This is a genomic window from Sphingomonas sp. UBA978, from assembly GCF_002292295.1.
Lineage (GTDB): Bacteria > Pseudomonadota > Alphaproteobacteria > Sphingomonadales > Sphingomonadaceae > Sphingomonas.
Genome location: NZ_DBBS01000021.1, coordinates 1 through 21,358 on the forward strand (window position 1 = coordinate 1; position 21,358 = coordinate 21,358).

Sequence of the window (21,358 nt, forward strand, 5' to 3'; positions counted from 1 at the left end):
CGAGATGGAAGTGCGCGAGCTGCTTTCGTCGTACCAGTTCCCGGGCGACGACATTCCGATCACCATGGGTTCGGCCAAGGCCGCGACCGACGGCGTGAACCCGGAAATCGGCGAACAGCGCGTTCTGGCGCTGATGGAAACGGTCGACGCCTACATCCCGCAGCCGGAGCGTCCGATCGACCTGCCGTTCCTGATGCCGGTGGAAGACGTCTTCTCGATCTCGGGCCGTGGTACGGTCGTGACCGGCCGCGTCGAGCGCGGCATCGTCAAGGTCGGTGAGGAAGTCGAGATCGTCGGCATCCGTCCGGTCCAGAAGACGACCTGCACGGGCGTGGAAATGTTCCGCAAGCTGCTGGACCAGGGCCAGGCGGGCGACAACGTCGGCGTTCTGCTGCGCGGCACCAAGCGTGAAGACGTCGAGCGCGGCCAGGTGCTGTGCAAGCCGGGCTCCATCACCCCGCACACCAAGTTCGTCGCCGAAGCCTACATCCTGACCAAGGAAGAGGGCGGCCGTCACACCCCGTTCTTCACCAACTATCGTCCGCAGTTCTACTTCCGCACCACGGACGTGACCGGCACCGTCGAGCTGCCCGAGGGCACCGAGATGGTGATGCCGGGCGACAACATCGCCCTCGGCATCAAGCTGATCGCGCCGATCGCCATGGACGTCGGCCAGCGCTTCACCATCCGTGAGGGCGGTCGTACCGTCGGCGCGGGCGTCGTGAGCGGCATCGACAAGTAAGATAGCGGATCGGCGCCCCGGCGCCGGCCCGACACGCGGCGGCCCGGCTCTCCTCAAAAAAGGAGAGTCGGGCCGTTGCCATTTAATGAGGGCTCCTTTAAGGGCGCCCCTTCAAGTTTTACTGAGTTACGGCTCTTTCTCGTCGCCCCCGCCCAGCGTGGGGGTCTCATCCCGCCGGTCCAGCACCAGCGGCACGAGTCCTACGCTTCCATGCGGAGGAGACGGCCGGGGTCGTGCTCCATCGCATCGGTAGGGATCATGGACAGCAACATCCGCATTCGCCTCAAGGCGTTCGATCATCGCGTGCTCGACCAGGCGACCGGCGACATCGCCGACACCGCGCGTCGTACCGGCGCGCTCATCCGCGGTCCGATTCCGCTGCCCACGCGCATCGAGAAGTTCACCGTCAACCGCGGTCCGCACATCGACAAGAAGTCGCGCGAGCAGTTCGAGGTCCGCACCTACAAGCGCATGCTCGACATCGTGCAGCCGACCCCGCAGACGGTCGACGCGCTGATGAAGCTCGACCTCGCCGCGGGCGTTGACGTCGAGATCAAGCTGGCGTAATGGCCCGCATCCCGCGGTCGACGTCGATTCCCGCGGGTTTGCCGTTTCCGCCCTGGCGGAGCGGCCGGTTTGGGAACTCCGTCCTGCGGAGCACCTGACAGACACGAGATACCGCCGGCTCCCCGGAGCCGGGACAGCGTCTCCCGTCATGTCCCCGGCAACGGGGGCGACCAGCCCGGGACGGGGCGACGCAAAGACCTACGGGCTGGACTGGCACCGTTTCGGCGGTGTCGCACGCACGCACGGGAATGGTCCCGGGCGTGCCTCTGTAAAAGGAGTGCAGGATCATGCGTACTGGCGTGATCGCGAAGAAAATGGGTATGACCCGCCTGTTCCAGGACGACGGCCGCCACGTGCCGGTCACCGTTCTGCAACTCGAAGGCCTCCAGGTCATTGCCCGTCGCGAACAAGATCGTGATGGCTATACCGCCGTCCAGCTCGGTGCTGGCGTCGCCAAGGCTAAGAATGTCGCCAAGCCGCAGCGCGGCCACTTCGGCAAGGCCGAAGTCGAGCCCAAGGCGGTCGTCGCCGAATTCCGCGTCACCGAGGACAATCTCCTCGACGTCGGCGCAGAGATCTCGGCAGAGCATTTCGTCGCTGGCCAGCTGGTCGATATCCAGGGTCGTACCCAGGGTAAGGGCTTCGCCGGCGGCATGAAGCGCTGGAACTTCGGCGGTCTGCGCGCGACGCACGGCGTGTCGGTGTCGCACCGTTCGCTCGGTTCGACCGGTCAGCGTCAGGATCCGGGTCGCGTCTTCAAGAACAAGAAGATGGCCGGCCACATGGGCGACAAGTATCGCACGCAGCAGAACCTCGAGGTCGTCGGCACCGACGCCGAGCGCGGTCTGATCTTCGTGAAGGGTTCGGTCCCCGGTTCGAAGGGCGGCTGGCTGTTCGTGAAGGACGCGGTCAAGGTCAAGGCGCATGCCGAGGCTCCCTATCCCGCCAGCCTGAAGCAGGCTGCCAACAGCAACACCGCAGCCGACACGCCCGCAGAGACGAGCGCGCCGGAAGCTACCGACGGCCAGGAGGGCTGAACGTGAAGGTCAAGGTTCAATCCTTCGCCGGCACCGCTGCGGCGGACGTCGAGCTCAACGACGAGGTCTTCGGCCTCGATCCGCGCGCCGACATCCTGCACCGCGTGGTCACCTGGCAGCTCGAGAAGCGTCGCGAGACGGCTCGTGGCACCCGCGAGCGTGCGGACGTCGCCCGCACCGGCAAGAAGTTCGGTCGCCAGAAGGGCGGCGGTACGGCTCGCCATGGCGATCGTCGCGCTCCCGTCTTCATCGGCGGTGGTAAGGCTCACGGCGCCCGCGTCCGCGACTTCAACCCCGGCCTGAACAAGAAGGTTCGCGCGCTCGGTCTCAAGATGGCTCTGTCGAGCCATGCCAAGGCCGGCTCGCTGATCGTCATGGACAGCATCGTGGTCGAGGGCAACAAGACCAAGACGCTGGTCGGCGATCTCGCCAAGGTCGGCTTCGGCAAGACCGCGCTGGTCATCGATGGCGACGCCGTCGAGACGAGCTTCGCGCTGGCCGCTGGCAACCTCCATGGCATCAACGTGATGCCGTCGGCCGGTGCCAACGTCTATGACATCCTGAAGGCTGACACGCTGGTGCTGACCCGCGCGGCGGTCGAGAAGCTGGAGGCTCGCTTCAATGGCTAAGCAGCAGAAGGCCGTCGACAACCGTCATTATGACGTGATCGTCGCGCCGCACATCACCGAGAAGGCGACGCTGCTCTCCGAGCACAACGCCGTCGTGTTCAAGGTTGCGAACGACGCGACCAAGCCGCAGATCAAGGCTGCCGTCGAAGCTATCTTCGACGTCACCGTGACCGGCGTGAACACGATCGTCCAGAAGGGCAAGACCAAGAAGTGGAAGGGCGCTCCCTACCAGCGCTCCGACATGAAGAAGGCCATTGTCACCCTGAAGGACGGCCAGTCGATCGACGTAACCGAGGGGGCCAAGTAAGATGGCACTCAAGCATTATAACCCGACGAGCCCGGCCCGCCGCGGCCTGATCCTCGTCGACAAGTCCAGCCTGTACAAGGGCAAGCCGGTCAAGGCGCTGACCGAAGGCAAGCGCAAGACCGGTGGTCGCAACAACAAGGGCCATGTGACCTCGCGCGGCATCGCCGGCGGTCACAAGCAGAAGTACCGCTACGTCGACTTCAAGCGTCGCAAGTGGGACGTCGAGGGCACCGTCGAGCGGCTCGAGTACGATCCCAACCGCACCGCGTTCATCGCGCTGGTGAAGTATGCCGACGAAGAGCTGGCCTACATCATCGCGCCGCAGCGTCTGGCGCCGGGCGACAAGGTCCTCGCGGCCAAGAAGACCGACACCAAGCCGGGCAACGCGATGGAGATCGGCCAGGTCCCCGTCGGCACCATCGTCCACAACGTGGAGATGAAGCCGGGCAAGGGTGGCCAGATCGCCCGTTCGGCCGGCACCTACGTGCAGGTCGTGGGTCGCGACCGCGGCATGGTCATCGTCCGCCTCAACTCGGGCGAGCAGCGCTACATCCGTGGCGAGTGCATGGCGACGGTCGGTGCGGTGTCGAACCCGGACAACCAGAACCAGAACCTCGGCAAGGCCGGGCGTTCGCGCTGGATGGGCAAGCGTCCGCTGACCCGCGGCGTCGCCAAGAACCCGGTCGACCATCCGCACGGCGGTGGTGAAGGTCGGACCTCGGGCGGCCGTCATCCGGTCACCCCGTGGGGCAAGCCGACGAAGGGTGCGCGCACCCGTCACAATAAGTCGACCGACAAGATGATTATCCGGTCGCGTCATTCGACTAAGAGGAAGGGCTAACCATGGCTCGTTCAGTCTGGAAGGGCCCGTTCGTCGAACTGAGCCTTCTCAAGAAGGCGGAAACCGCGCAGGACGCCGGTGGCCGCGCGCCGATCAAGACCTGGTCGCGTCGTTCCACCATCCTGCCGTCGTTCGTCGGCCTCACGTTCAACGTCTACAACGGCCGCAAGTTCGTGCCGGTGTCGGTCAATGAAGACATGGTCGGCATGAAGCTGGGTGAATTCGCGCCGACGCGCTATTTCCCCGGCCACGCCGCCGACAAGAAGGGCAAGCGCTGATGAGCAAGCCAGTCTCCCCCCGCAAGGTCGGCGAAAAGGAAGCCCTTTCCGTCGGCACGCAGATCCGCGGTTCGGCGCAGAAGCTGAACCTGGTCGCTGCCCTGATCCGCAACAAGCCGGTCGGCGACGCGATGAACATCCTTGCCTTCTCGACGAAGGCGATGGCGGTCGACGCGCGCAAGGTGCTGGCCTCGGCCATCGCCAATGCCGAGAACAACCACAACCTCGACGTCGACGCCCTCGTCGTCGCCGAGGCGTCGGTCGGCAAGTCGATCACCATGAAGCGCTTCGCGACCCGCGGCCGTGGCAAGTCCACCCGCATCCTGAAGCCGTTCAGCCGTCTGCGCATCGTCGTGCGCGAGCAGGAAGAAGCATAATGGGTCACAAGAGCAACCCCATCGGCATGCGGCTCCAGATCAACCGGACCTGGGACAGCCGCTGGTTCGCCGAGGGCCATGATTATGGCCAGCTGCTGCTGGAGGATCTGAAGATCCGCGCCTTCATCATGAAGACGCTGCCGCAGGCCGCCATCTCCAAGGTCGTCATCGAGCGTCCGGCCAAGCTGTGCCGCATCTCGATCTTCGCTGCCCGTCCCGGTGTCATCATCGGCAAGAAGGGCTCGGACATCGAGAAGCTGCGCAAGACGATCGGCGCGATGACCAAGTCCGACGTGTCGCTGAACATCGTCGAGATCCGCAAGCCGGAGATCGACGCCAAGCTCGTCGCACAGGGGATCGCCGATCAGCTCGAGCGCCGTATCGCCTTCCGCCGCGCCATGAAGCGTGCGGTGCAGTCGGCGATGCGCCTGGGTGCCGACGGCATCCGCGTCGCCTGCGGCGGCCGCCTCGGCGGCGCCGAGATCGCGCGTTCGGAAAGCTATCGCGAAGGTCGGGTTCCGCTGCACACGCTGCGCGCGAACATCGATTATGCCGAGGCCCAGGCCCACACGTCCTACGGCGTGTGCGGCGTGAAGGTCTGGGTCTTCAAGGGCGAGATCCTCGGCCATGACCCGATGGCGCAGGACCGGCTGATGATGGAGGCTCAGACCTCCGGCGTCCGCCCGGCCCGCGACGACCGTCGTTAAGGACTGACACGATATGTTGCAGCCAAAGCGCACCAAATTCCGCAAGGCCTTCAAGGGCCGCATCCATGGCGACGCCAAGGGTGGCACCAGCCTCAACTTCGGGTCGTACGGCCTGAAGGCGATGGAGCCGGAGCGGATCACCGCACGCCAGATCGAGGCGGCCCGCCGCGCGATCACGCGTCACATCAAGCGCCAGGGGCGTTTGTGGATCCGCATCTTCCCGGACGTTCCCGTCTCGTCGAAGCCGGCCGAAGTCCGCATGGGCTCGGGCAAGGGTTCGCCGGAGTTCTGGGCCGCCCGCGTCAAGCCGGGCCGGATCCTGTTCGAGCTCGACGGCGTCGAAGGCAAGATCGCTGCCGAAGCGTTCGAGCGCGCCGCGATGAAGCTCCCGATCAAAGTCAAGGTCGTCGCCCGCCTGGGTGACACCAGCCACCTCGGAGGCGAATGATATCATGGCAAAGACCGATTTCGTCAGCCAGAGCGACGATCAGCTGTCCGAGAACCTCGGCCAGCTGAAGCGCGAGCAGTTCAATCTCCGCTTCCAGGCGGCGACGAACCAGCTCGAAAAGCCGAGCCGCGTCAAGGAAGTCCGTCGCGACATCGCGCGGATCAAGACCCTCCAGGCGCAGCGCACCAGCGCCGCGGCTGCCAAGTAAGGATAGTAGCACATGCCTAAGCGCGTGCTGACCGGGCTGATCGTCTCCGACAAGGGCGACAAGACGGTGGTTGTGAATGTCGAGCGCAAGGTCAAGCACCCGCTCTACGGCAAGATCATCCGTCGTTCGAAGAAGTACCACGCCCATGACGAGGCGAACGAATACAAGCAGGGTGAGACCGTGCGCATCGAAGAGACCGCGCCGATCTCCAAGCTGAAGACCTGGAAGGTCGTCGATCGGGTCAACACCCATGCGACGCCCGAGCGGGTCGACGTCGACGCATAATCCGGTGCCGGCTCCGGCCGGCTGACCGGATGAGGGCAGGGGGCTTGCCTCCTGCCAGCGGAGTGGTTACAGGGCCGCTCCCCCGGTGCAGTTCGCTGCGCCGGGGTCATTATTTTAGGCGGGGTTGGGTCGGTATCCACCCCATAGACGAGAAGGAAATGGATCGATGATCCAGATGCAATCCAATCTCGACGTCGCTGACAACAGCGGCGCGAAGCGGGTGCAGTGCATCAAGGTGCTGGGCGGCTCGAAGCGTCGCACGGCATCGGTTGGCGACATCATCGTCGTCAGCATCAAGGAAGCACAGCCCCGCGGTAAGGTGAAGAAGGGTGACGTGCATCGCGCCGTCATCGTCCGCACCGCCAAGGACATCCACCGTGCCGATGGCTCGACCATCCGCTTCGACGGCAACGCCGCCGTCCTGGTCAACAAGAACGAGGAGCCGATCGGCACCCGTATCTTCGGCCCGGTCGTGCGCGAGCTGCGTGGCAAGAAGCACATGAAGATCATCTCTCTCGCTCCCGAGGTGCTGTAATGGCTGCCGCGAAGATCAAGAAGGGTGACCGCGTCGTCGTTCTGTCCGGCAAGGACAAGGGCAAGACCGGCACCGTGACGCTGGCGATGCCCAAGGACGGCAAGGTCGTGGTCGAGGGCGTGAACATTGCGACCCGCCACAAGAAGCCGACCCAGGCGAACCCGCAGGGCGGCCTCGAGAAGATCGAAGCGCCGCTGCACATCTCGAAGGTCGCGCACGTGACCGCCGACGGCGAGCCCACCCGCGTCCGTTTCGAGACGCAGGACGGCAAGAAGGTCCGCGTGGCCGTCAAGACCGGAGACAAGATCGATGGCTGATGCAGTCTACAAGCCCCGGATGAAGGGCCTCTACGAAGAGACCATCATCAAGGCGATGGTCGAGAAGTTCGGCTACAAGAACGTCAACGAGATCCCGCGTCTGGACAAGATCGTCCTGAACATGGGTGTCGGCGAGGCGACCCAGGACAAGAAGCGCGTCGACCAGGCCGCTTCCGAGATGGAGCTGATCGCCGGTCAGAAGCCGGTGATCACCAAGGCGAAGAAGTCGATCGCGCAGTTCAAGCTGCGTGAAGGCATGCCGATCGGCGTGAAGGTCACCCTTCGCCGCGAGCGCATGTACGAATTCCTCGACCGGTTCATCACGATCGCGCTTCCCCGCGTCCGCGATTTCCGCGGGCTCAACCCGAAGAGCTTCGACGGCCGTGGCAATTACGCCTGCGGCATCAAGGAGCAGATCGTGTTCCCCGAGATCAACTATGACCGCATCGACAAGGTGCGCGGCATGGACGTGATCGTCACCACCACTGCGAAGACCGACGACGAGGCGCGCGAGCTGCTGCGTCTGTTCGGTTTCCCGTTTCCTCAGCCCGAGGCTGAAGAGCAGAAGCAGGCTGCGTGAGCAGCCTCGCTTTTCTGAAGTAAGGAAGAGAGCTTAAGTCCATGGCGAAACTGAGTTCGATCAACAAGAATGAGCGTCGCAAGAAGCTTGTGAAGCAATATGCTCCCAAGCTGGCGAAGCTGAAGGCGATGGCCAATGACCAGAGCCTCGACGAGAGCGAGCGTCTGATCGCCCGCCTCAAGATGGCGGAACTGCCGCGCAACTCGAACCCGACCCGGATCCGCAACCGTTGCGAGATCACTGGTCGTCCGCGCGCTTACTACCGCAAGTTCCGTCTCGCTCGCGTGATGCTTCGTGATCTGGCCAACAAGGGCATGATCCCGGGCCTCACCAAGTCGAGCTGGTAAGGATTCAATCATGGCATTGACCGATCCCCTGGGTGATTTGCTCACCCGCATCCGCAACGGCCAGCGCGCGAAGAAGGACTCCGTCCTTTCGCCCTCGTCGAAGCTGCGCATCCGCGTCCTCGACGTGCTCCAGCGCGAAGGCTACATCCGTGGCTACAGCGACGAGCAGATGGGCCCGGCCGCCGGCGTCCGCATCGAGCTGAAGTATTTCGAGGGCCAGCCGGCGATCAAGCACGTCGCGCGCGTCTCGAAGCCCGGCCGCCGCGTCTATTCCGGCTCGCAGGAACTGCCGCGCGTCCGCAACGGCCTCGGCATCACCATCGTCTCGACGCCTCGCGGCGTTCTGTCCGACGCGGAAGCGCGCGAGCAGAATGTCGGCGGCGAAGTCCTTGCGGAGGTCTTCTGATGAGCCGCATCGGTAAGAAGCCGGTTCCCGTCCCGGCCGGCGTGACGCCGTCGATCGACAAGGGCATCATCAGCGTGAAGGGTCCCAAGGGCACCCTCACCATGCCGATGCGCGACGAGATCAGCTACACGATCGAGGATGGCGGCATTTCGGTGCAGCCCGCGAACGACACCAAGCGCGCCCGTGCCTTCTGGGGCATGCAGCGCACGATGGTGCAGAACCTGGTGACCGGCGTGACCGACGGCTTCACCAAGAAGCTGCTCATCACCGGCGTCGGCTATCGTGCCGCGGCGCAGGGTCGCAACCTCAAGCTGCAGCTCGGCTACAGCCACGACGTCAACATCGACGTGCCGGAAGGCATCGAGGTCAAGACGCCGGACGCCACCACCGTCGAGATCAGCGGCTCGGACAAGCAGAAGGTCGGCCAGCTGGCCGCCGAGATTCGTCAGTGGCGCAAGCCGGAGCCCTATAAGGGCAAGGGCATCAAGTACGACGGCGAGTTCATCTTCCGCAAGGAAGGGAAGAAGAAGTAATGACCAAGGGTCTCTCTCTTTTCGCGAAGCGCCGTCGGCGCAATCGTACCGCGCTGAAGGCGCGTGCCGGCACCCGTCCGCGGCTGTCGATCCATCGTTCGGGCAAGCACATCTATGCCCAGGTCATCGACGACGTCGCCGGCAAGACCGTCGCGTCGGCATCGACGCTGGAAAAGGACGTGCGCGACCAGTCGGGCGCCAACGTCGCGGCAGCGACCGCAGTCGGCACCCGCGTGGCGGAAAAGGCCAAGGAAGCGGGCGTGACGCAGGTCGTGTTCGATCGTGGCGGCTTCCTCTATCACGGTCGTGTCAAGGCGCTGGCCGAGGCCGCGCGTGAAGCCGGATTGGAGTTCTAATAATGGCTGACGAGAACAACGTGCAGCCGGCAGCGGCTGAAGGCGCTCCCCAGGAGGCCAATGCGGCCCCCCAGGGTGGCCAGCAGGGCGGCTTCGGCGGTCCCGGCGGTGGTCGTGGTGGCCCCCGCGGCGGTCGCGGTGGTGGCGGTGGCGGTCGTGGTCCGGGTGGCCCCGGCGGCAATCGCGGCGGTCGTGACGGCGGTCGCGGTCGCGACAATCGTGGCGGTCGTCCCGGTCAGGACGATGGCGGCGAAGAGCTGATCGAGAAGCTGGTTCACATCAACCGCGTCTCGAAGACGGTGAAGGGCGGCAAGCGCTTCGGCTTCGCGGCGTTGGTCGTCGTGGGCGACGGCAAGGGCCGGGTCGGCTTCGGCCACGGCAAGGCGCGCGAAGTGCCGGAAGCCATCTCCAAGGCCACTGCGGCCGCGAAGAAGGCGATGGTTCGCGTTCCCCTGAAGGACGGCCGTACGCTGCATCATGACGGCAACGGCCACTTCGGTGCCGGTCGCGTGACGCTCCGTTCGGCGCCGCAGGGCACCGGCATCATCGCGGGTGGCCCGATGCGCGCCATCTTCGAGAGCCTGGGTGTCGCCGACGTCGTGACCAAGTCGATCGGCACGTCCAACCCCTACAACATGATCCGCGCCACGTTCGAGGCACTGGGTGAGCAGACTTCGCCGAAGTCGGTCGCGCAGCGCCGTGGCAAGAAGATCGCCGACCTGCTCGGCCGCGGTGGTTCGCAGACCGCCGAGGCGGATGCTGCGGCCGTCGTGGAGTAATCGACATGGCGACTATCAAGATCAAGCAGACCGGTTCGCCGATCCGCCGGACCAAGGACCAGCGCGCGACGCTGATCGGTCTCGGCCTCAACAAGATGCACAAGATCTCGGAGCTGGAAGACAGCCCCGAGGTCCGCGGGATGATCCGCAAGGTGCAGCACATGGTCGAGGTGCAGGGCTAACCCCCTTCGCGTTCACCTAGTGACAAATACGGGGAAGGGGGCTAACCGGCCCCCTTCCTTTTTCCATGTTTTTCCGTCCGCGCGACAAAAGCGAAAGCGAGTGCATATCATGAAGCTCAACGAACTCCGCGACAACCAGGGTGCCCGCAAGTCCAAGATCCGCGTCGGACGCGGCATCGGCTCGGGCAAGGGCAAGACCGGCGGCCGCGGCCAGAAGGGTCAGAAGAGCCGCGAGGGCGTCAGCATCGCCGGCTTCGAGGGCGGCCAGATGCCGCTCCACATGCGTCTGCCGAAGCGTGGCTTCAACAACATCTTCGCCAAGGATTATGCCGAGGTGAACACCGGGGCGATCCAGAAGGCGATCGACGCGGGCAAGCTGTCGGCCGAGGGCACGATCGACCAGGCGGCGCTGAAGGCAGCCGGCCTCGTCCGTGGTGGCAAGGACGGCGTCCGTCTGCTCGCCAAGGGCGAACTGACCACCAAGCTGGCGTTCCACGTCGCGGGCGCATCGGCCGGCGCGAAGGCGCAGGTCGAGAAGACCGGCGGCTCGCTCGAGATCCCGGTCGTCGTTCCCGCTGCCGAAAAGGCTGCCGCCAAGAAGGGCGTGCAGTATAAGGCACGCCAGGAAAAGAAGGCGTCGTTCAAGGCGTAAGCGCTTCTGTTCCCCGGCGGAGGCCGGGGTCCAGTGACGAGCCGCTCGCGACTGGACCCCGGTCTTCGCCGGGGAACATCGCTCTATAGGTTAGACAACCTTCGGAGCATGACTATATGAGCGGCGGGGCGGTTCAAACGCATCCCGCCGTTTTTGTTTCCAGGACACCGACACGCATGGCATCCGCAGCCGACCAGATGGCGCAAAGCATCAGCCTCGCGAAATTCGCGAAGGCGACCGACCTCAAGAAGCGGCTGTGGTTCACGATCGGTGCGCTGATCGTCTTCCGCCTGCTCAGCTACGTGCCGCTGCCGGGGATCGACCCGACCGCGCTCAACCTGCTCAGCGAGCGGACGACGGGCGGCGTCCTCGATTTCTTCAACACCTTCTCGGGCGGTTCGCTCAGCCGCATGTCGCTGATCGCGCTCGGCGTGATGCCGTACATCACCGCCTCGATCGTCGTGCAGCTCGCCACCTCGCTGTCGCCGCAGCTCGCCGCGATCAAGAAGGAAGGCGAATCGGGCCGCAAGAAGCTCAACCAGTATACCCGCTACGGGACGGTCGCGCTGACCGCGATCCAGGGCTATTTCATCGCCGTCGGGCTGGAGGCGCTCAGTGCCACCAACGGCGTCGCAGCGGTGATCGAGCCGGGCATGACCTTCCGCGTCGCGGCGGTCATCAGCCTGATCGGCGGCACGATGTTCCTGATGTGGCTGGGCGAGCAGATCACCAGCCGCGGTATCGGCAACGGCGTGTCGCTCATAATCATGGCCGGGATCGTCGCGCATCTGCCGACCACGCTCGTCAACCTGCTCGAAGGCGGCCGGTCCGGCTCGATCGACGCGGTCCGGCTGATCGGCATCGTCATCGCGGTCGTCGCGCTGATCCTGTTCATCTGCTTCATGGAACGCGCGCAGCGCCGCATCCTGATCCAGTATCCCAAGCGCCAGACGCAGCGCGGCATGCAGGCCGATCGCAGCCACCTGCCGCTGAAGATCAACACTGCGGGCGTGATCCCGCCGATCTTCGCCTCGTCGCTGCTGCTGATGCCGCTGACGATCAGCCAGTTCGCCGGGCAGCGCGTCGCGGGCGAATCGAAGTGGGGCGATTTCATCATCACCCTCAACCAGTATCTGGCGCACGGGCAGCCGGTGTACATGGCGCTCTACGCCGCCGGCATCATCTTCTTCTCGTTCTTCTACACCGCGGTGGTGTTCAACCCCGAAGAAACGGCGGACAATCTGAAGCGCTACGGCGGCTTCATCCCCGGCATCCGTCCCGGCAAGAACACCGAGACCTATTTCGATTACGTCCTGACCCGCATCACCGTGATCGGCGCGGCCTATCTGACGATCATCTGCCTGTTGCCGGAATATCTCGTCTCGGCGCTGTCGATCCCCTTCTATCTGGGCGGCACCAGCCTGCTGATCGTGGTCAACGTCACCATGGATACGGTGACGCAGATCCAGTCGCACCTGCTGGCCCACCAGTATGGCGATCTCATCAAGAAGGCGAAGCTGAAGGGCGGGCGTCTCCGCTAAAGGCGGGGCGACGCGTGTAAACAGGGGAGTGCGGCTGTGAACATCATCCTTCTTGGGCCGCCGGGTGCGGGCAAGGGCACCCAGGCGCAACGGCTGATGGCCGCCCGCGGCATGGTCCAGCTGTCGACCGGCGACATGTTGCGTGCCGCGGTCAAGGCGGGCACGCCCGTCGGGTTGCAGGCGAAGGCGGTGATGGAAGCGGGGGAACTCGTGTCCGACGACATCGTCTCGGCGCTGATCGGCGAGCGGCTCGACCAGGGCGTCGCCGGCGGGGCGATCTTCGATGGCTATCCGCGGACCGCCGCGCAGGCGCAGGCGCTCGATTCGTTGCTCGAGGCGCGCGGCCTGACGCTCGATCACGTCATCGAACTCGAGGTCGACGAAGCCGCGCTGATCGAGCGCGTCGAGGGGCGCTATACCTGCGCCAAGTGCGGCGAAGGCTATCACGACCGGTTCAAGCATCCGAAGGTCGATGGCGTCTGCGATGTCTGCGGCTCGACCGAGTTCAAGCGCCGGCCGGACGACAATGCCGAGACGGTCCGCACCCGCATGCAGGAATATCGCGCCAAGACCGCGCCGATCCTGCCGATCTACCAGACCCGCAATCTGGTGCAGCGCGTGAACGGCATGGCGGACATCGACCATGTGTCGCAGGCGATCGCGAGCATTCTGGACGGCGACGCGGCCTAGATCCGACCCGCCCCCCGGCACGACGCAGGGACGACCTGCGCTGCCATGGGGCGGGACGTTTGCCGCGTTTGTGATCCCTCTCATACGCCTGCTCCGGCAGCGGCCGGGGGCGGCCGGGCGGGCGTTCGCCGTGACATCCGGCCACCATCCGGCCGGCACATATTGCGACAACCATGATGCTTTTGTCATGTCGTGGTCATCGCCCCGCCAAGCGCCTCCGCCTACAACGAACCCACGGTCGCAGCGCGGCCGGCAAGTTCGATGAGATCGGTGCCCGACACTCCCGGGGGTGCCGTAGGGGGCCGGCGGAAGGGATGCTTTCCGCCGGCCTTTCCTGTAGAAGACTGGCGTGAGGAAGCACCCGTGACCCGCAAGATCCTGATCGTGGAGGATGACAGCTCGACCGCGGCCTATCTTGCCAAGGGGCTGTCCGAGGCCAGCTATTCGGTCGAATCGGCGCGCGACGGACGCGACGGGCTATTCCTCGCCAGCGAAGGGATTTTCGACCTCATCATCGCCGATCGCATGCTGCCGGGCCTGGACGGCCTGTCGATGGTCAGTGCGATCCGCGCCGCGGGCATTGCTACGCCGGTGCTCGTTCTGTCCGCGCTCGCCGCGGTCGACGACCGCGTCGACGGGCTCAAGGCAGGGGCCGACGATTATCTCTGCAAGCCGTTTTCCTTCGCCGAACTGTCGGCGCGGATCGAGGCGCTGGTCCGCCGGTCCGACCGCGCGGCGACCGAACCGACCAGGACGCGGCTCGCGGTCGGCGATCTCGAGATCGACCTGCTCGCGCGTCACGTCACCCGTGCCGGACGGGCGATCCCGCTCGGCGCACGCGAATTCAACCTGCTCGAATTCCTCGCCCGGCATGCCGGTCAGGTCGTCACCCGCACGATGATGCTGGAGAAGATCTGGAACTATCATTTCGACCCGGGCAGCAATGTCGTCGACGTGCATATCGGCCGCCTGCGCCGCAAGCTGGAGGATGGTTTCGCTTCGCCGATCCTCCATACGGTACGCGGCGCGGGATATCGGCTTGCGGCCGATCCGGTCTGACCGCGGTTCGCTTTCGTCCGTGAACCGGCTAAGGCAGGCCATGCGCCTGTCCGTCACCGCCCGCATCGCCTTGTTGTCGATCGGTCTGGCCCTCGTCTCCAACCTCGTGCTGGTCGGATTCGTCTGGAAGCAGACGGATGCGGCGGTGATCGGCACCGTCCGACGCGAGACGATCGAGCAATCTGACGCGATGCGGTCGATCTACCATGTCGGTGGCCTGCCCGCGGTGGTCGAGGCGATCGGCCATGCACGCGCGACGGGCGATACGTCGCTGCTGCTGGCGGTGCTCGACAGCCGCGGCGTACGGATCGCCGGCTTCGCGCCCGCGGGGATCGCGCTACCGCTGACGCCCAGCCCGTTTCGCATCGCTGATCTCGACCCGGCCCGGGCGACCGGCGACATCGGCTATACGCTGCGACCGATCGGCCGCTACTGGCTGCTCACCGGCCGCCGGCTCGATCTGGTCGAGGCGGAGCGGCGCGCGATCGAGGGCGCGCTGGCGGTGGCGGTGCTGCTGTCGCTGGTGCTCGGCGTTGGCGCGGGACTCGTGCTGGCGCGCTATGTCGGCATGCGGCTCAACCGGATCGCCGCGGTGATCGAGGCGGCGGGGGAGGGCGATCTTTCGCGACGCGTGCCGGTGGCAGCGAGCCGGCGCGACGCCTTCGACCGGCTCGCCAACCAGCTCAACCTCATGCTCGGCAAGCTCGAACGGCTGATGGTCGAACTGCGCCTCGTCACCGACAGCCTCGCGCACGACCTGCGCTCGCCGCTCAGCCGGCTGCGGACCAAGACCGAACAGGCGGTGCTGATCGCGGACCCCGCCGCGCGCGAGGCGGCGCTGGGCGGGCTGCTTGCCGAAACCGATCTGGTCATGCGGATGCTGACGATGCTCATCGAGATCAGCCGGTCGGAGGCGGTGTCGCGCGACCGGTTCATCGAGGTCGAGCCTGCCGAACTGGTCGAGGAGATCGCCGAACTCTACGAACCGGTCGCGGAGGAGGCGGGGTTCGCCTTCACCACCGCGATCGACGATACGGCGCCGGCGATGCTGCTCCACCGCGAATTGCTGAGCCAGGCGATCACCAACCTGATCGACAATGCGTTGAAGCACGCCGCGAGCGGCGGGGTGCTGACGCTCCGGCTGGTCTGCCTGCCGCAGGCGATCGCGATCCAGGTCGAGGATCGCGGCAGCGGCATCGCGGAGGCGGACCGGGCGCAGGCGCTGAAGCGATTCGGCCGGCTCGATTCCGCCCGGACGACGCCGGGGGCGGGGCTCGGCATGGCGCTGATCGAAGCGGTGGCGCGGTTGCACAACGGCCGGTTCGAGCTTGCCGACAACGCACCGGGGCTGATCGCGCGGATCGTCCTGCCGGTCTGACGCCGCGACTTCGTCGCATTTCCGCCCCGGCTGAGGGTTAACCACTTGCTAGCCCGGGTCCGATAGTGTGTTGGACGGGCGCGGCCGGGGGGCTGCATCTTATCGAGGGGCTTTGCGCCGGGTTCGGCAAGAAGGAGCGTTATGCTTGGGGCGATCGTGTTCACCTATGGCATGCTGATGAGCTTCGTGTTGCAGGGGGCATCCCGCAACGCGAAGCTGAAGCGGCCCAATCCGCCGATGCTGCAATATGTCGGCTACGTATTGTGCGGCCTGTCCGCCGGACTGTCGGGGCTGCTGCTGCTCATGGCTTTCACCGCGAAGGCCCCGTTTCCCCTGATGTGACCGGCAGGCGCGCTCAGGCAGCGCGGCGGGTGCCGAGGGCCGCGTCGATCCGGGCGATCAGCTCGCCGAGCGCGGGCGGCGACCATGGCGTACCGACGCCGGGCGCGGGGGCCTGCATCTTTCTGGCGATTCGACTATAAGCGTGTTGCGACGGAGCCATCTGCATATCCTCTGACCGGGAGGCGCTGTGGTCCGTCCGCCGCTACCAAATGGTTAACGGGCCGGCAGGACGTTGACCGAACTGTCGAAACCGGAACCGCCAGCCCCGCGGCCCTCCCACAGGATCATCATGGACGCCCTCAGTCTGTTCGGCCTTTTTGCCATTCTGTTCATGCTCCTGTGCTATCTGATGGAGGAACGGTCGCCGTGGTGGACGTTCGGGTTCGCCATCGGATGCCTGCTCAGCTCGACCTACGGGTTTCTGCAGGGGGCTTGGCCGTTCGGTGCGGTCGAGCTGTTGTGGACGGCCATCGCGCTGCGCCGCTGGTGGATCGCGCTCGCCAAGCGACGGACGGTGGAACCGGTCGCTTGACACGGCGTTTGCGCGCGCCTACCTGCCTTTCCCTCCGAAATACCGGTTGCTCCGGCGGCGCTCGTTTGCGCTCGCCGCGTTTTGCGTAGACGCGAACAGGGGCGGGCGGTGTTGCTCGGAGGATGCGACGAGATGGGGGTCGTGCGGCCATGCCGAACCCCGTGGAGCTAGGAGAAACATTTCATGGCACGTATCGCGGGTGTCAATATCCCGACCAACAAGCGCGTGGTGATCGCGCTGACCTACATCCACGGCATTGGTCTGACCAAGTCGAAGGAAATCACGGCCAAGCTGAACATCGCGCCCGAGCGTCGCGTTCAGGACCTGACCGATCAGGAAGTTCTGCAGATCCGCGAGACGATCGACGCCGACCACACGGTCGAGGGCGATCTGCGTCGTGAAACCGCGATGAACATCAAGCGCCTGATGGATCTGGCCTGCTATCGCGGCCTGCGTCATCGCAAGGGCCTGCCGGTCCGCGGCCAGCGCACGCACACCAATGCGCGCACCCGCAAGGGCAAGGCAAAGCCGATCGCCGGCAAGAAGAAGTAAATCGGCCCGGGGACGATTTACTCCGCCGGAGGCTCCCGACGTTCGCCGTCGATCCTCTGGCGTTTCAGCTAGATTAAGGTCAGGACTCATCCATGGCACGTGAACCGCAGCGTATTCGCCGTCGCGAACGCAAGAACATCACCGCCGGCGTCGCCCATGTGTACGCCAGCTTCAACAACACCATGATTACCATCACCGACGCGCAGGGCAACGCCATCTCGTGGTCGTCCGCCGGCATGATGGGCTTCAAGGGCAGCCGCAAGTCGACCCCGTATGCCGCTCAGGTGGCCGCGGAAGACGCCGGCAAGAAGGCCGCCGAGCACGGCGTCCGCACCCTCGAAGTCGAAGTGAAGGGTCCGGGTTCGGGCCGTGAATCGGCGCTGCGCGCGTTGCAGGCGGTCGGTTTCCAGATCACCTCGATCCGTGACGTCACCTCGATCCCGCACAATGGCGTGCGGCCGTCGAAGCGTCGTCGCGTCTGATCTCTCACGCGCCGGCTGACGAGTCGGCGCGTCTTTCTCCCGGCTGGAGCTGCCCCCTGTTCCGGCCCAAATTAGGGGACACCTGTGTCTGTCAATGCAAAGAACTGGCAGGAACTGAAGAAGCCCAACGGCCTTGAGAAGAAGGGCGGCGATGGCAAGCGCAAGGCTACCTTCGTGGCCGAGCCGCTGGAGCGTGGTTTCGGCCTGACGCTTGGCAACGCGCTGCGCCGCGTGCTGCTCTCCTCGCTGCAGGGTGCCGCCGTCACCTCGATCAAGATCGAGAACGTGCTGCACGAATTCTCCAGCCTGGCCGGCGTCCGCGAGGACGTCACCGACATCGTTCTGAACGTCAAGCAGATCGCCATCCGCATGCAGGGCGAGGGGCCGAAGCGCCTCCAGCTCTCGGCGACCGGGCCCGGCGAAGTGAAGGCCGGCGACATCGCCGTGTCGGGCGATATCGAGGTGATGAACCCCGATCTGGTCCTCTGCCACCTCGACGAAGGCGCGACGCTCAACATGGAGCTGACCGCCGACATCGGTAAGGGCTATGTTCCCGCGACCGCCAACCGTCCGGCCGACGCGCCGATCGGCCTGATCCCGGTCGATGCGCTGTATTCGCCGGTACGTCAGGTGTCGTACAAGGTCGATCCCACCCGCGTCGGGCAGGACCTCGATTACGACAAGCTGACGCTGACGATCGAAACCGACGGCACGGTGACCCCGGAAGACGCGGTGGCCTATGCCGGTCGCATCCTCCAGGACCAGCTCGCGCTGTTCGTCCACTTCGACGATTCGGCGATCACGCGCTCGTCCGCGCCGATCGGCCAGGCGGCTGCTCCGGCGGCCGGTGGCGAGACGGCGGGCGACACCCAGCAGATCAACCGTTACCTTCTCAAGAAGGTCGACGAGCTCGAACTGTCGGTGCGTTCGGCGAACTGCCTCAAGAACGACAACATCATCTATATCGGTGACCTGGTCGGCAAGACCGAGGCCGAGATGCTCCGGACCCCGAACTTCGGCCGCAAGTCGTTGAACGAGATCAAGGAAGTCCTCTCGTCCATGGGCCTGCGCCTCGGCATGGAAATCCCGGGCTGGCCGCCCGAGAACATCGAAGAGATGGCGAAGAAGCTCGAGCAGGAAATCATGGGGTAATCGCAGGCAGATAGCCTCGGCTATCTGCCGTCTCGGCGATGACCTCGGCCGACGGGCGGGGAAGCGGCCACGCCGCGACACCGTCCCGTTCGACGTGACCGGTGCGGCTTCGCCGCACCGCCACCCGGCCAGAGTTCAAGAGGTCCCGGCTCGAGCCGGGACGACGGTTACCGGTCGGCTCACCGTCCCGACCAGATCTGGGGTTCCGTGAAACGGCCCCTTAACGAACGAAGGAATTACCCATGCGTCATCGCGTTGGCGGTCGTAAGCTGCAGCGTACCTCGGCCCATCGTACGGCCCTGTTCCGCAACATGTCGGCCGCGCTCATCAAGCATGAGCAGATCACCACCACCGTCGCCAAGGCGAAGGAACTGCGCCCCTACGTCGAGAAGCTCATCACGCTGGCGAAGAAGGGTGGCCTGTCCAACCGTCGTCTCGCGCATGCGCGGCTGCTCGACGATGCGCAGCTGGTGAAGCTGTTCGACGTGCTCGCGTCGCGCTACGCCGACCGCAACGGCGGTTACACCCGCATCATCAAGGCCGGCATCCGCGCGTCGGACGCCTCGCCGATGGCGATCATCGAATTCGTCGATCGCGACGTCTCGGCGAAGGGCCAGGATTCGGGTCCGGTCCAGTCGGACGAGGATTTCGACGAGGCGGCGTAAGAGCCAGCGAAGCTGGACCCGAGGCTGACGCCTCGTCCGGCCGGCGTCGCTACAGCGACGTCCGACGACTCGGCTTTGCCGGGTCGCTACCCATCGAAGGGGCCGCACCAGCGATGGTGCGGCCCCTTTTTGGTTATAGTCCGATACCGACTGCCGCCGCGGCAAAGCCGCGTCGTCGGACGGGGCCAAGCCCCGCCGGCCGGGCTTGGCCTTATGCGGCTGCGCCGCTAAGGCCTGCGCCCATGCAGCACACCGACAGCATCCTCATCGTCGATTTCGGCAGCCAGGTGACCCAGCTCATCGCCCGCCGCGTCCGCGAAGCCGGCGTCTATAGCGAGATCGCCCCCTTCCAATCCGCCGAAGAGGCATTCGACCGGATCAGGCCCGCTGGCATCATCCTGTCCGGCGGTCCCGCGTCGGTGACGCTGGCGACCAGCCCGCGCGCGCCGCAGCGGTTCTTCGAGGCGGGCATCCCCATCCTCGGCATCTGCTACGGCCAGCAGCTGATGAGCGCGCAGCTCGGCGGCAACGTCGTCATCTCCGGCGACGGCGGCGAATTCGGCAAGGCGTTCGTCGACGTCAAGTCCGACTGCGGCCTGTTCCACGGCCTGTGGGCCGAGGGCGAACGCCATCAGGTCTGGATGAGCCACGGCGACAAGGTCGATGCGCTGCCGCCCGGCTTCGTCCCCGTCGCCACCTCCGAAGGCGCGCCCTTCGCGATCGTCGCCGACGAGGCGCGGCGTTTCTACGGCGTCCAATTCCACCCGGAGGTCGTCCATACGCCCGACGGCGGCAAGCTGATCGCCAATTTCGCGCGCCACGTCTGCGGCCTCGCCGGCGACTGGACGATGGCCGAGTTCCGCGACGCCAAGATCGCCGAGATTCGCGAACAGGTCGGCACGGGCAAGGTGATCTGCGGCCTGTCGGGCGGGGTCGATTCCTCCGTCGCCGCGCTGCTGATCCACGAGGCGATCGGCGACCAGCTGACCTGCGTCTTCGTCGATGGCGGCATCCTGCGGGCCGGGGAGGCGGAGCAGGTCGTCGGCCTCTTCCGCGGCCATTACAACATCCCGCTCGTCCATGTGCAGGCGCAGACGCTGTTCATGAACGGCCTCGCCGGCGTCACCGACCCCGAGGCGAAGCGCAAGTTCATCGGCAAGACCTTCATCGACGTGTTCGAGGCGGAGGCGAAGAAGATCGGCGGTGCCGAGTTCCTCGCGCAGGGTACGCTCTACCCCGACGTGATCGAGAGCGTTAGCTTCACCGGCGGTCCGTCGGTGACGATCAAGAGCCACCACAATGTCGGCGGCCTGCCCGAGCGCATGAACATGAAGCTGGTCGAGCCGCTGCGCGAACTGTTCAAGGACGAGGTGCGGGCGCTCGGCCGCGAGCTCGGCCTGCCCGACGTCTTCGTCGGTCGCCATCCGTTTCCCGGACCCGGCCTCGCCATCCGCATCCCCGGCGAAGTGACGCAGGAGCGTTGCGACATCCTGCGCAAGGCGGATGCGGTCTATCTCGAGGAAATCCGCAACGCCGGCCTGTATGATGCGATCTGGCAGGCGTTCGCCGTGCTGCTGCCGGTGCGCACGGTTGGCGTGATGGGCGACGGGCGCACCTATGACCACGTCCTCGCGCTGCGCGCGGTGACGTCGACGGATGGCATGACCGCGGAGGTGTTCGACTTCCCGAGCGACTTCCTGCCGCGCGTCGCGACGCGGATCGTCAACGAGGTGAAGGGCGTCAACCGCGTCGTCTACGACTACACCTCCAAGCCGCCCGGCACGATCGAGTGGGAATGACCTCGCCGCAGCGCGCTTGACCTGCGTCGCTTCTTGTCTGACAAGAGGCGCGG

34 protein-coding genes are annotated in these 21,358 nt (G+C 65.6%); 33 read left to right on the forward strand and 1 reads right to left on the reverse strand.

The annotated features are described in order from the left end of the window. The 27 genes from B2515_RS14915 to B2515_RS15045 all read left to right on the forward strand — a co-directional run. Nucleotides 1-742 (forward strand): EF-Tu/IF-2/RF-3 family GTPase (locus B2515_RS14915; RefSeq protein WP_293877705.1); only part of this gene is annotated, 742 nt, incomplete at its 5' end. 258 nt (nt 743-1,000) lie between these two features. Next, nucleotides 1,001-1,309 carry a 30S ribosomal protein S10 gene (gene rpsJ / locus B2515_RS14920; RefSeq protein ID WP_007406109.1) on the forward strand — a complete coding sequence of 103 codons (309 nt, stop codon included), beginning with the start codon at nt 1,001-1,003 and terminating at the stop codon, nt 1,307-1,309. A 287-nt stretch (nt 1,310-1,596) separates the two neighbouring features. Then, complete coding sequence (rplC, locus tag B2515_RS14925) at nt 1,597-2,346, forward strand: 50S ribosomal protein L3 (protein ID WP_293877707.1); 750 nt, start codon at nt 1,597-1,599, stop codon at nt 2,344-2,346. Nucleotides 2,347-2,348: 2 nt separating this feature from the next. Further along, nucleotides 2,349-2,975: a 50S ribosomal protein L4 gene (gene rplD, locus B2515_RS14930; protein WP_293877708.1), complete on the forward strand. Its 627-nt coding sequence runs from the start codon at nt 2,349-2,351 to the stop codon at nt 2,973-2,975. Then, entirely contained in the window at nt 2,968-3,282 is a 315-nt protein-coding gene (locus B2515_RS14935) for a 50S ribosomal protein L23 (RefSeq protein ID WP_293877709.1), read from the forward strand. The genes rplD and B2515_RS14935 overlap by 8 nt, the downstream gene beginning before the upstream one ends. A 1-nt stretch (nt 3,283) precedes the next feature. Continuing rightward, nucleotides 3,284-4,123 (forward strand): 50S ribosomal protein L2, encoded by an 840-nt coding sequence (rplB, locus tag B2515_RS14940; protein WP_293877711.1) that lies wholly within the window; start codon nt 3,284-3,286, stop codon nt 4,121-4,123. 2 nt (nt 4,124-4,125) lie between these two features. Continuing rightward, a complete protein-coding gene (gene rpsS, locus B2515_RS14945; RefSeq protein ID WP_017979490.1) occupies nt 4,126-4,401 on the forward strand; it encodes a 30S ribosomal protein S19 in 276 nt (91 codons plus the stop codon). Next, the gene (gene rplV / locus B2515_RS14950) at nt 4,401-4,778 is read left to right on the forward strand and encodes a 50S ribosomal protein L22 (protein ID WP_163959481.1); all 378 of its coding nucleotides are present in this window, start codon (nt 4,401-4,403) and stop codon (nt 4,776-4,778) included. The genes rpsS and rplV overlap by 1 nt, the downstream gene beginning before the upstream one ends. Continuing rightward, nucleotides 4,778-5,485 (forward strand): 30S ribosomal protein S3, encoded by a 708-nt coding sequence (rpsC, locus tag B2515_RS14955; protein ID WP_037534164.1) that lies wholly within the window; start codon nt 4,778-4,780, stop codon nt 5,483-5,485. The genes rplV and rpsC overlap by 1 nt, the downstream gene beginning before the upstream one ends. Nucleotides 5,486-5,498: 13 nt before the next feature. Next, nucleotides 5,499-5,933, forward strand: coding sequence for a 50S ribosomal protein L16 (gene rplP / locus B2515_RS14960; protein ID WP_293877716.1), 435 nt, complete (start codon nt 5,499-5,501; stop codon nt 5,931-5,933). Nucleotides 5,934-5,937: 4 nt separating this feature from the next. Further along, nucleotides 5,938-6,141, forward strand: a complete 204-nt coding sequence (gene rpmC / locus B2515_RS14965; RefSeq protein WP_163959479.1) for a 50S ribosomal protein L29 — start codon at nt 5,938-5,940, stop codon at nt 6,139-6,141. Nucleotides 6,142-6,153: 12 nt separating this feature from the next. After that, entirely contained in the window at nt 6,154-6,426 is a 273-nt protein-coding gene (gene rpsQ / locus B2515_RS14970) for a 30S ribosomal protein S17 (protein WP_037534161.1), read from the forward strand. A 166-nt stretch (nt 6,427-6,592) separates the two neighbouring features. Further along, on the forward strand, nt 6,593-6,961 hold the full coding sequence (gene rplN, locus B2515_RS14975) for a 50S ribosomal protein L14 (RefSeq protein ID WP_017979484.1): 369 nt from the start codon (nt 6,593-6,595) through the stop codon (nt 6,959-6,961). After that, nucleotides 6,961-7,278, forward strand: coding sequence for a 50S ribosomal protein L24 (gene rplX, locus B2515_RS14980; protein ID WP_293877717.1), 318 nt, complete (start codon nt 6,961-6,963; stop codon nt 7,276-7,278). The genes rplN and rplX overlap by 1 nt, the downstream gene beginning before the upstream one ends. Then, nucleotides 7,271-7,858, forward strand: coding sequence for a 50S ribosomal protein L5 (gene rplE / locus B2515_RS14985; RefSeq protein WP_293877718.1), 588 nt, complete (start codon nt 7,271-7,273; stop codon nt 7,856-7,858). Before rplX ends, rplE begins: the two co-directional genes overlap by 8 nt. Before the next feature lie 41 nt (nt 7,859-7,899). Then, on the forward strand, nt 7,900-8,205 hold the full coding sequence (rpsN, locus tag B2515_RS14990; protein WP_163959476.1) for a 30S ribosomal protein S14: 306 nt from the start codon (nt 7,900-7,902) through the stop codon (nt 8,203-8,205). A 10-nt stretch (nt 8,206-8,215) separates the two neighbouring features. Then, nucleotides 8,216-8,611: a 30S ribosomal protein S8 gene (gene rpsH / locus B2515_RS14995; RefSeq protein ID WP_163959475.1), complete on the forward strand. Its 396-nt coding sequence runs from the start codon at nt 8,216-8,218 to the stop codon at nt 8,609-8,611. Beyond that, a complete protein-coding gene (gene rplF, locus B2515_RS15000; protein WP_230629385.1) occupies nt 8,611-9,144 on the forward strand; it encodes a 50S ribosomal protein L6 in 534 nt (177 codons plus the stop codon). The genes rpsH and rplF overlap by 1 nt, the downstream gene beginning before the upstream one ends. Further along, nucleotides 9,144-9,500, forward strand: coding sequence for a 50S ribosomal protein L18 (gene rplR, locus B2515_RS15005; RefSeq protein ID WP_293877719.1), 357 nt, complete (start codon nt 9,144-9,146; stop codon nt 9,498-9,500). The genes rplF and rplR overlap by 1 nt, the downstream gene beginning before the upstream one ends. A gap of 2 nt (nt 9,501-9,502) precedes the next feature. Further along, nucleotides 9,503-10,279 (forward strand): 30S ribosomal protein S5, encoded by a 777-nt coding sequence (rpsE, locus tag B2515_RS15010; RefSeq protein ID WP_293877720.1) that lies wholly within the window; start codon nt 9,503-9,505, stop codon nt 10,277-10,279. A gap of 5 nt (nt 10,280-10,284) precedes the next feature. Beyond that, the gene (rpmD, locus tag B2515_RS15015) at nt 10,285-10,461 is read left to right on the forward strand and encodes a 50S ribosomal protein L30 (RefSeq protein ID WP_293877721.1); all 177 of its coding nucleotides are present in this window, start codon (nt 10,285-10,287) and stop codon (nt 10,459-10,461) included. A gap of 109 nt (nt 10,462-10,570) precedes the next feature. Then, nucleotides 10,571-11,113 carry a 50S ribosomal protein L15 gene (gene rplO, locus B2515_RS15020; protein WP_293877722.1) on the forward strand — a complete coding sequence of 181 codons (543 nt, stop codon included), beginning with the start codon at nt 10,571-10,573 and terminating at the stop codon, nt 11,111-11,113. A gap of 176 nt (nt 11,114-11,289) precedes the next feature. After that, nucleotides 11,290-12,654 carry a preprotein translocase subunit SecY gene (gene secY / locus B2515_RS15025; RefSeq protein WP_293877723.1) on the forward strand — a complete coding sequence of 455 codons (1,365 nt, stop codon included), beginning with the start codon at nt 11,290-11,292 and terminating at the stop codon, nt 12,652-12,654. A 36-nt stretch (nt 12,655-12,690) separates the two neighbouring features. Beyond that, the gene (locus tag B2515_RS15030; RefSeq protein WP_293877724.1) at nt 12,691-13,344 is read left to right on the forward strand and encodes an adenylate kinase; all 654 of its coding nucleotides are present in this window, start codon (nt 12,691-12,693) and stop codon (nt 13,342-13,344) included. A 363-nt stretch (nt 13,345-13,707) separates the two neighbouring features. Next, nucleotides 13,708-14,403 carry a response regulator transcription factor gene (locus B2515_RS15035; protein ID WP_293877725.1) on the forward strand — a complete coding sequence of 232 codons (696 nt, stop codon included), beginning with the start codon at nt 13,708-13,710 and terminating at the stop codon, nt 14,401-14,403. Between the two features lie 40 nt (nt 14,404-14,443). Next, nucleotides 14,444-15,781, forward strand: a complete 1,338-nt coding sequence (locus tag B2515_RS15040; protein ID WP_293877726.1) for a sensor histidine kinase — start codon at nt 14,444-14,446, stop codon at nt 15,779-15,781. Between the two features lie 141 nt (nt 15,782-15,922). Continuing rightward, entirely contained in the window at nt 15,923-16,123 is a 201-nt protein-coding gene (locus tag B2515_RS15045; protein WP_293877727.1) for a hypothetical protein, read from the forward strand. A gap of 13 nt (nt 16,124-16,136) precedes the next feature. On the opposite strand, the gene B2515_RS15050 is transcribed toward B2515_RS15045, so the two are convergent. Beyond that, entirely contained in the window at nt 16,137-16,283 is a 147-nt protein-coding gene (locus B2515_RS15050) for a hypothetical protein (RefSeq protein WP_293877728.1), read from the reverse strand. Between the two features lie 129 nt (nt 16,284-16,412). Here B2515_RS15050 and B2515_RS15055 point away from each other — a divergent pair, with 129 nt between their 5' ends. From B2515_RS15055 to guaA, 6 genes are all read left to right on the forward strand, one after another. Further along, nucleotides 16,413-16,655, forward strand: coding sequence for a hypothetical protein (locus B2515_RS15055; protein WP_293877729.1), 243 nt, complete (start codon nt 16,413-16,415; stop codon nt 16,653-16,655). 183 nt (nt 16,656-16,838) lie between these two features. Continuing rightward, nucleotides 16,839-17,207, forward strand: coding sequence for a 30S ribosomal protein S13 (rpsM, locus tag B2515_RS15060; RefSeq protein WP_037534131.1), 369 nt, complete (start codon nt 16,839-16,841; stop codon nt 17,205-17,207). Nucleotides 17,208-17,299: 92 nt separating this feature from the next. After that, nucleotides 17,300-17,689, forward strand: coding sequence for a 30S ribosomal protein S11 (gene rpsK, locus B2515_RS15065; protein WP_293877730.1), 390 nt, complete (start codon nt 17,300-17,302; stop codon nt 17,687-17,689). An 84-nt stretch (nt 17,690-17,773) separates the two neighbouring features. Beyond that, complete coding sequence (locus tag B2515_RS15070) at nt 17,774-18,841, forward strand: DNA-directed RNA polymerase subunit alpha (RefSeq protein ID WP_293877731.1); 1,068 nt, start codon at nt 17,774-17,776, stop codon at nt 18,839-18,841. A 242-nt stretch (nt 18,842-19,083) separates the two neighbouring features. Then, nucleotides 19,084-19,506 (forward strand): 50S ribosomal protein L17, encoded by a 423-nt coding sequence (gene rplQ / locus B2515_RS15075; protein WP_230629404.1) that lies wholly within the window; start codon nt 19,084-19,086, stop codon nt 19,504-19,506. 242 nt (nt 19,507-19,748) lie between these two features. Beyond that, nucleotides 19,749-21,305, forward strand: coding sequence for a glutamine-hydrolyzing GMP synthase (gene guaA, locus B2515_RS15080; RefSeq protein ID WP_293877732.1), 1,557 nt, complete (start codon nt 19,749-19,751; stop codon nt 21,303-21,305). The last annotated feature ends 53 nt before the right edge of the window (nt 21,306-21,358 follow it).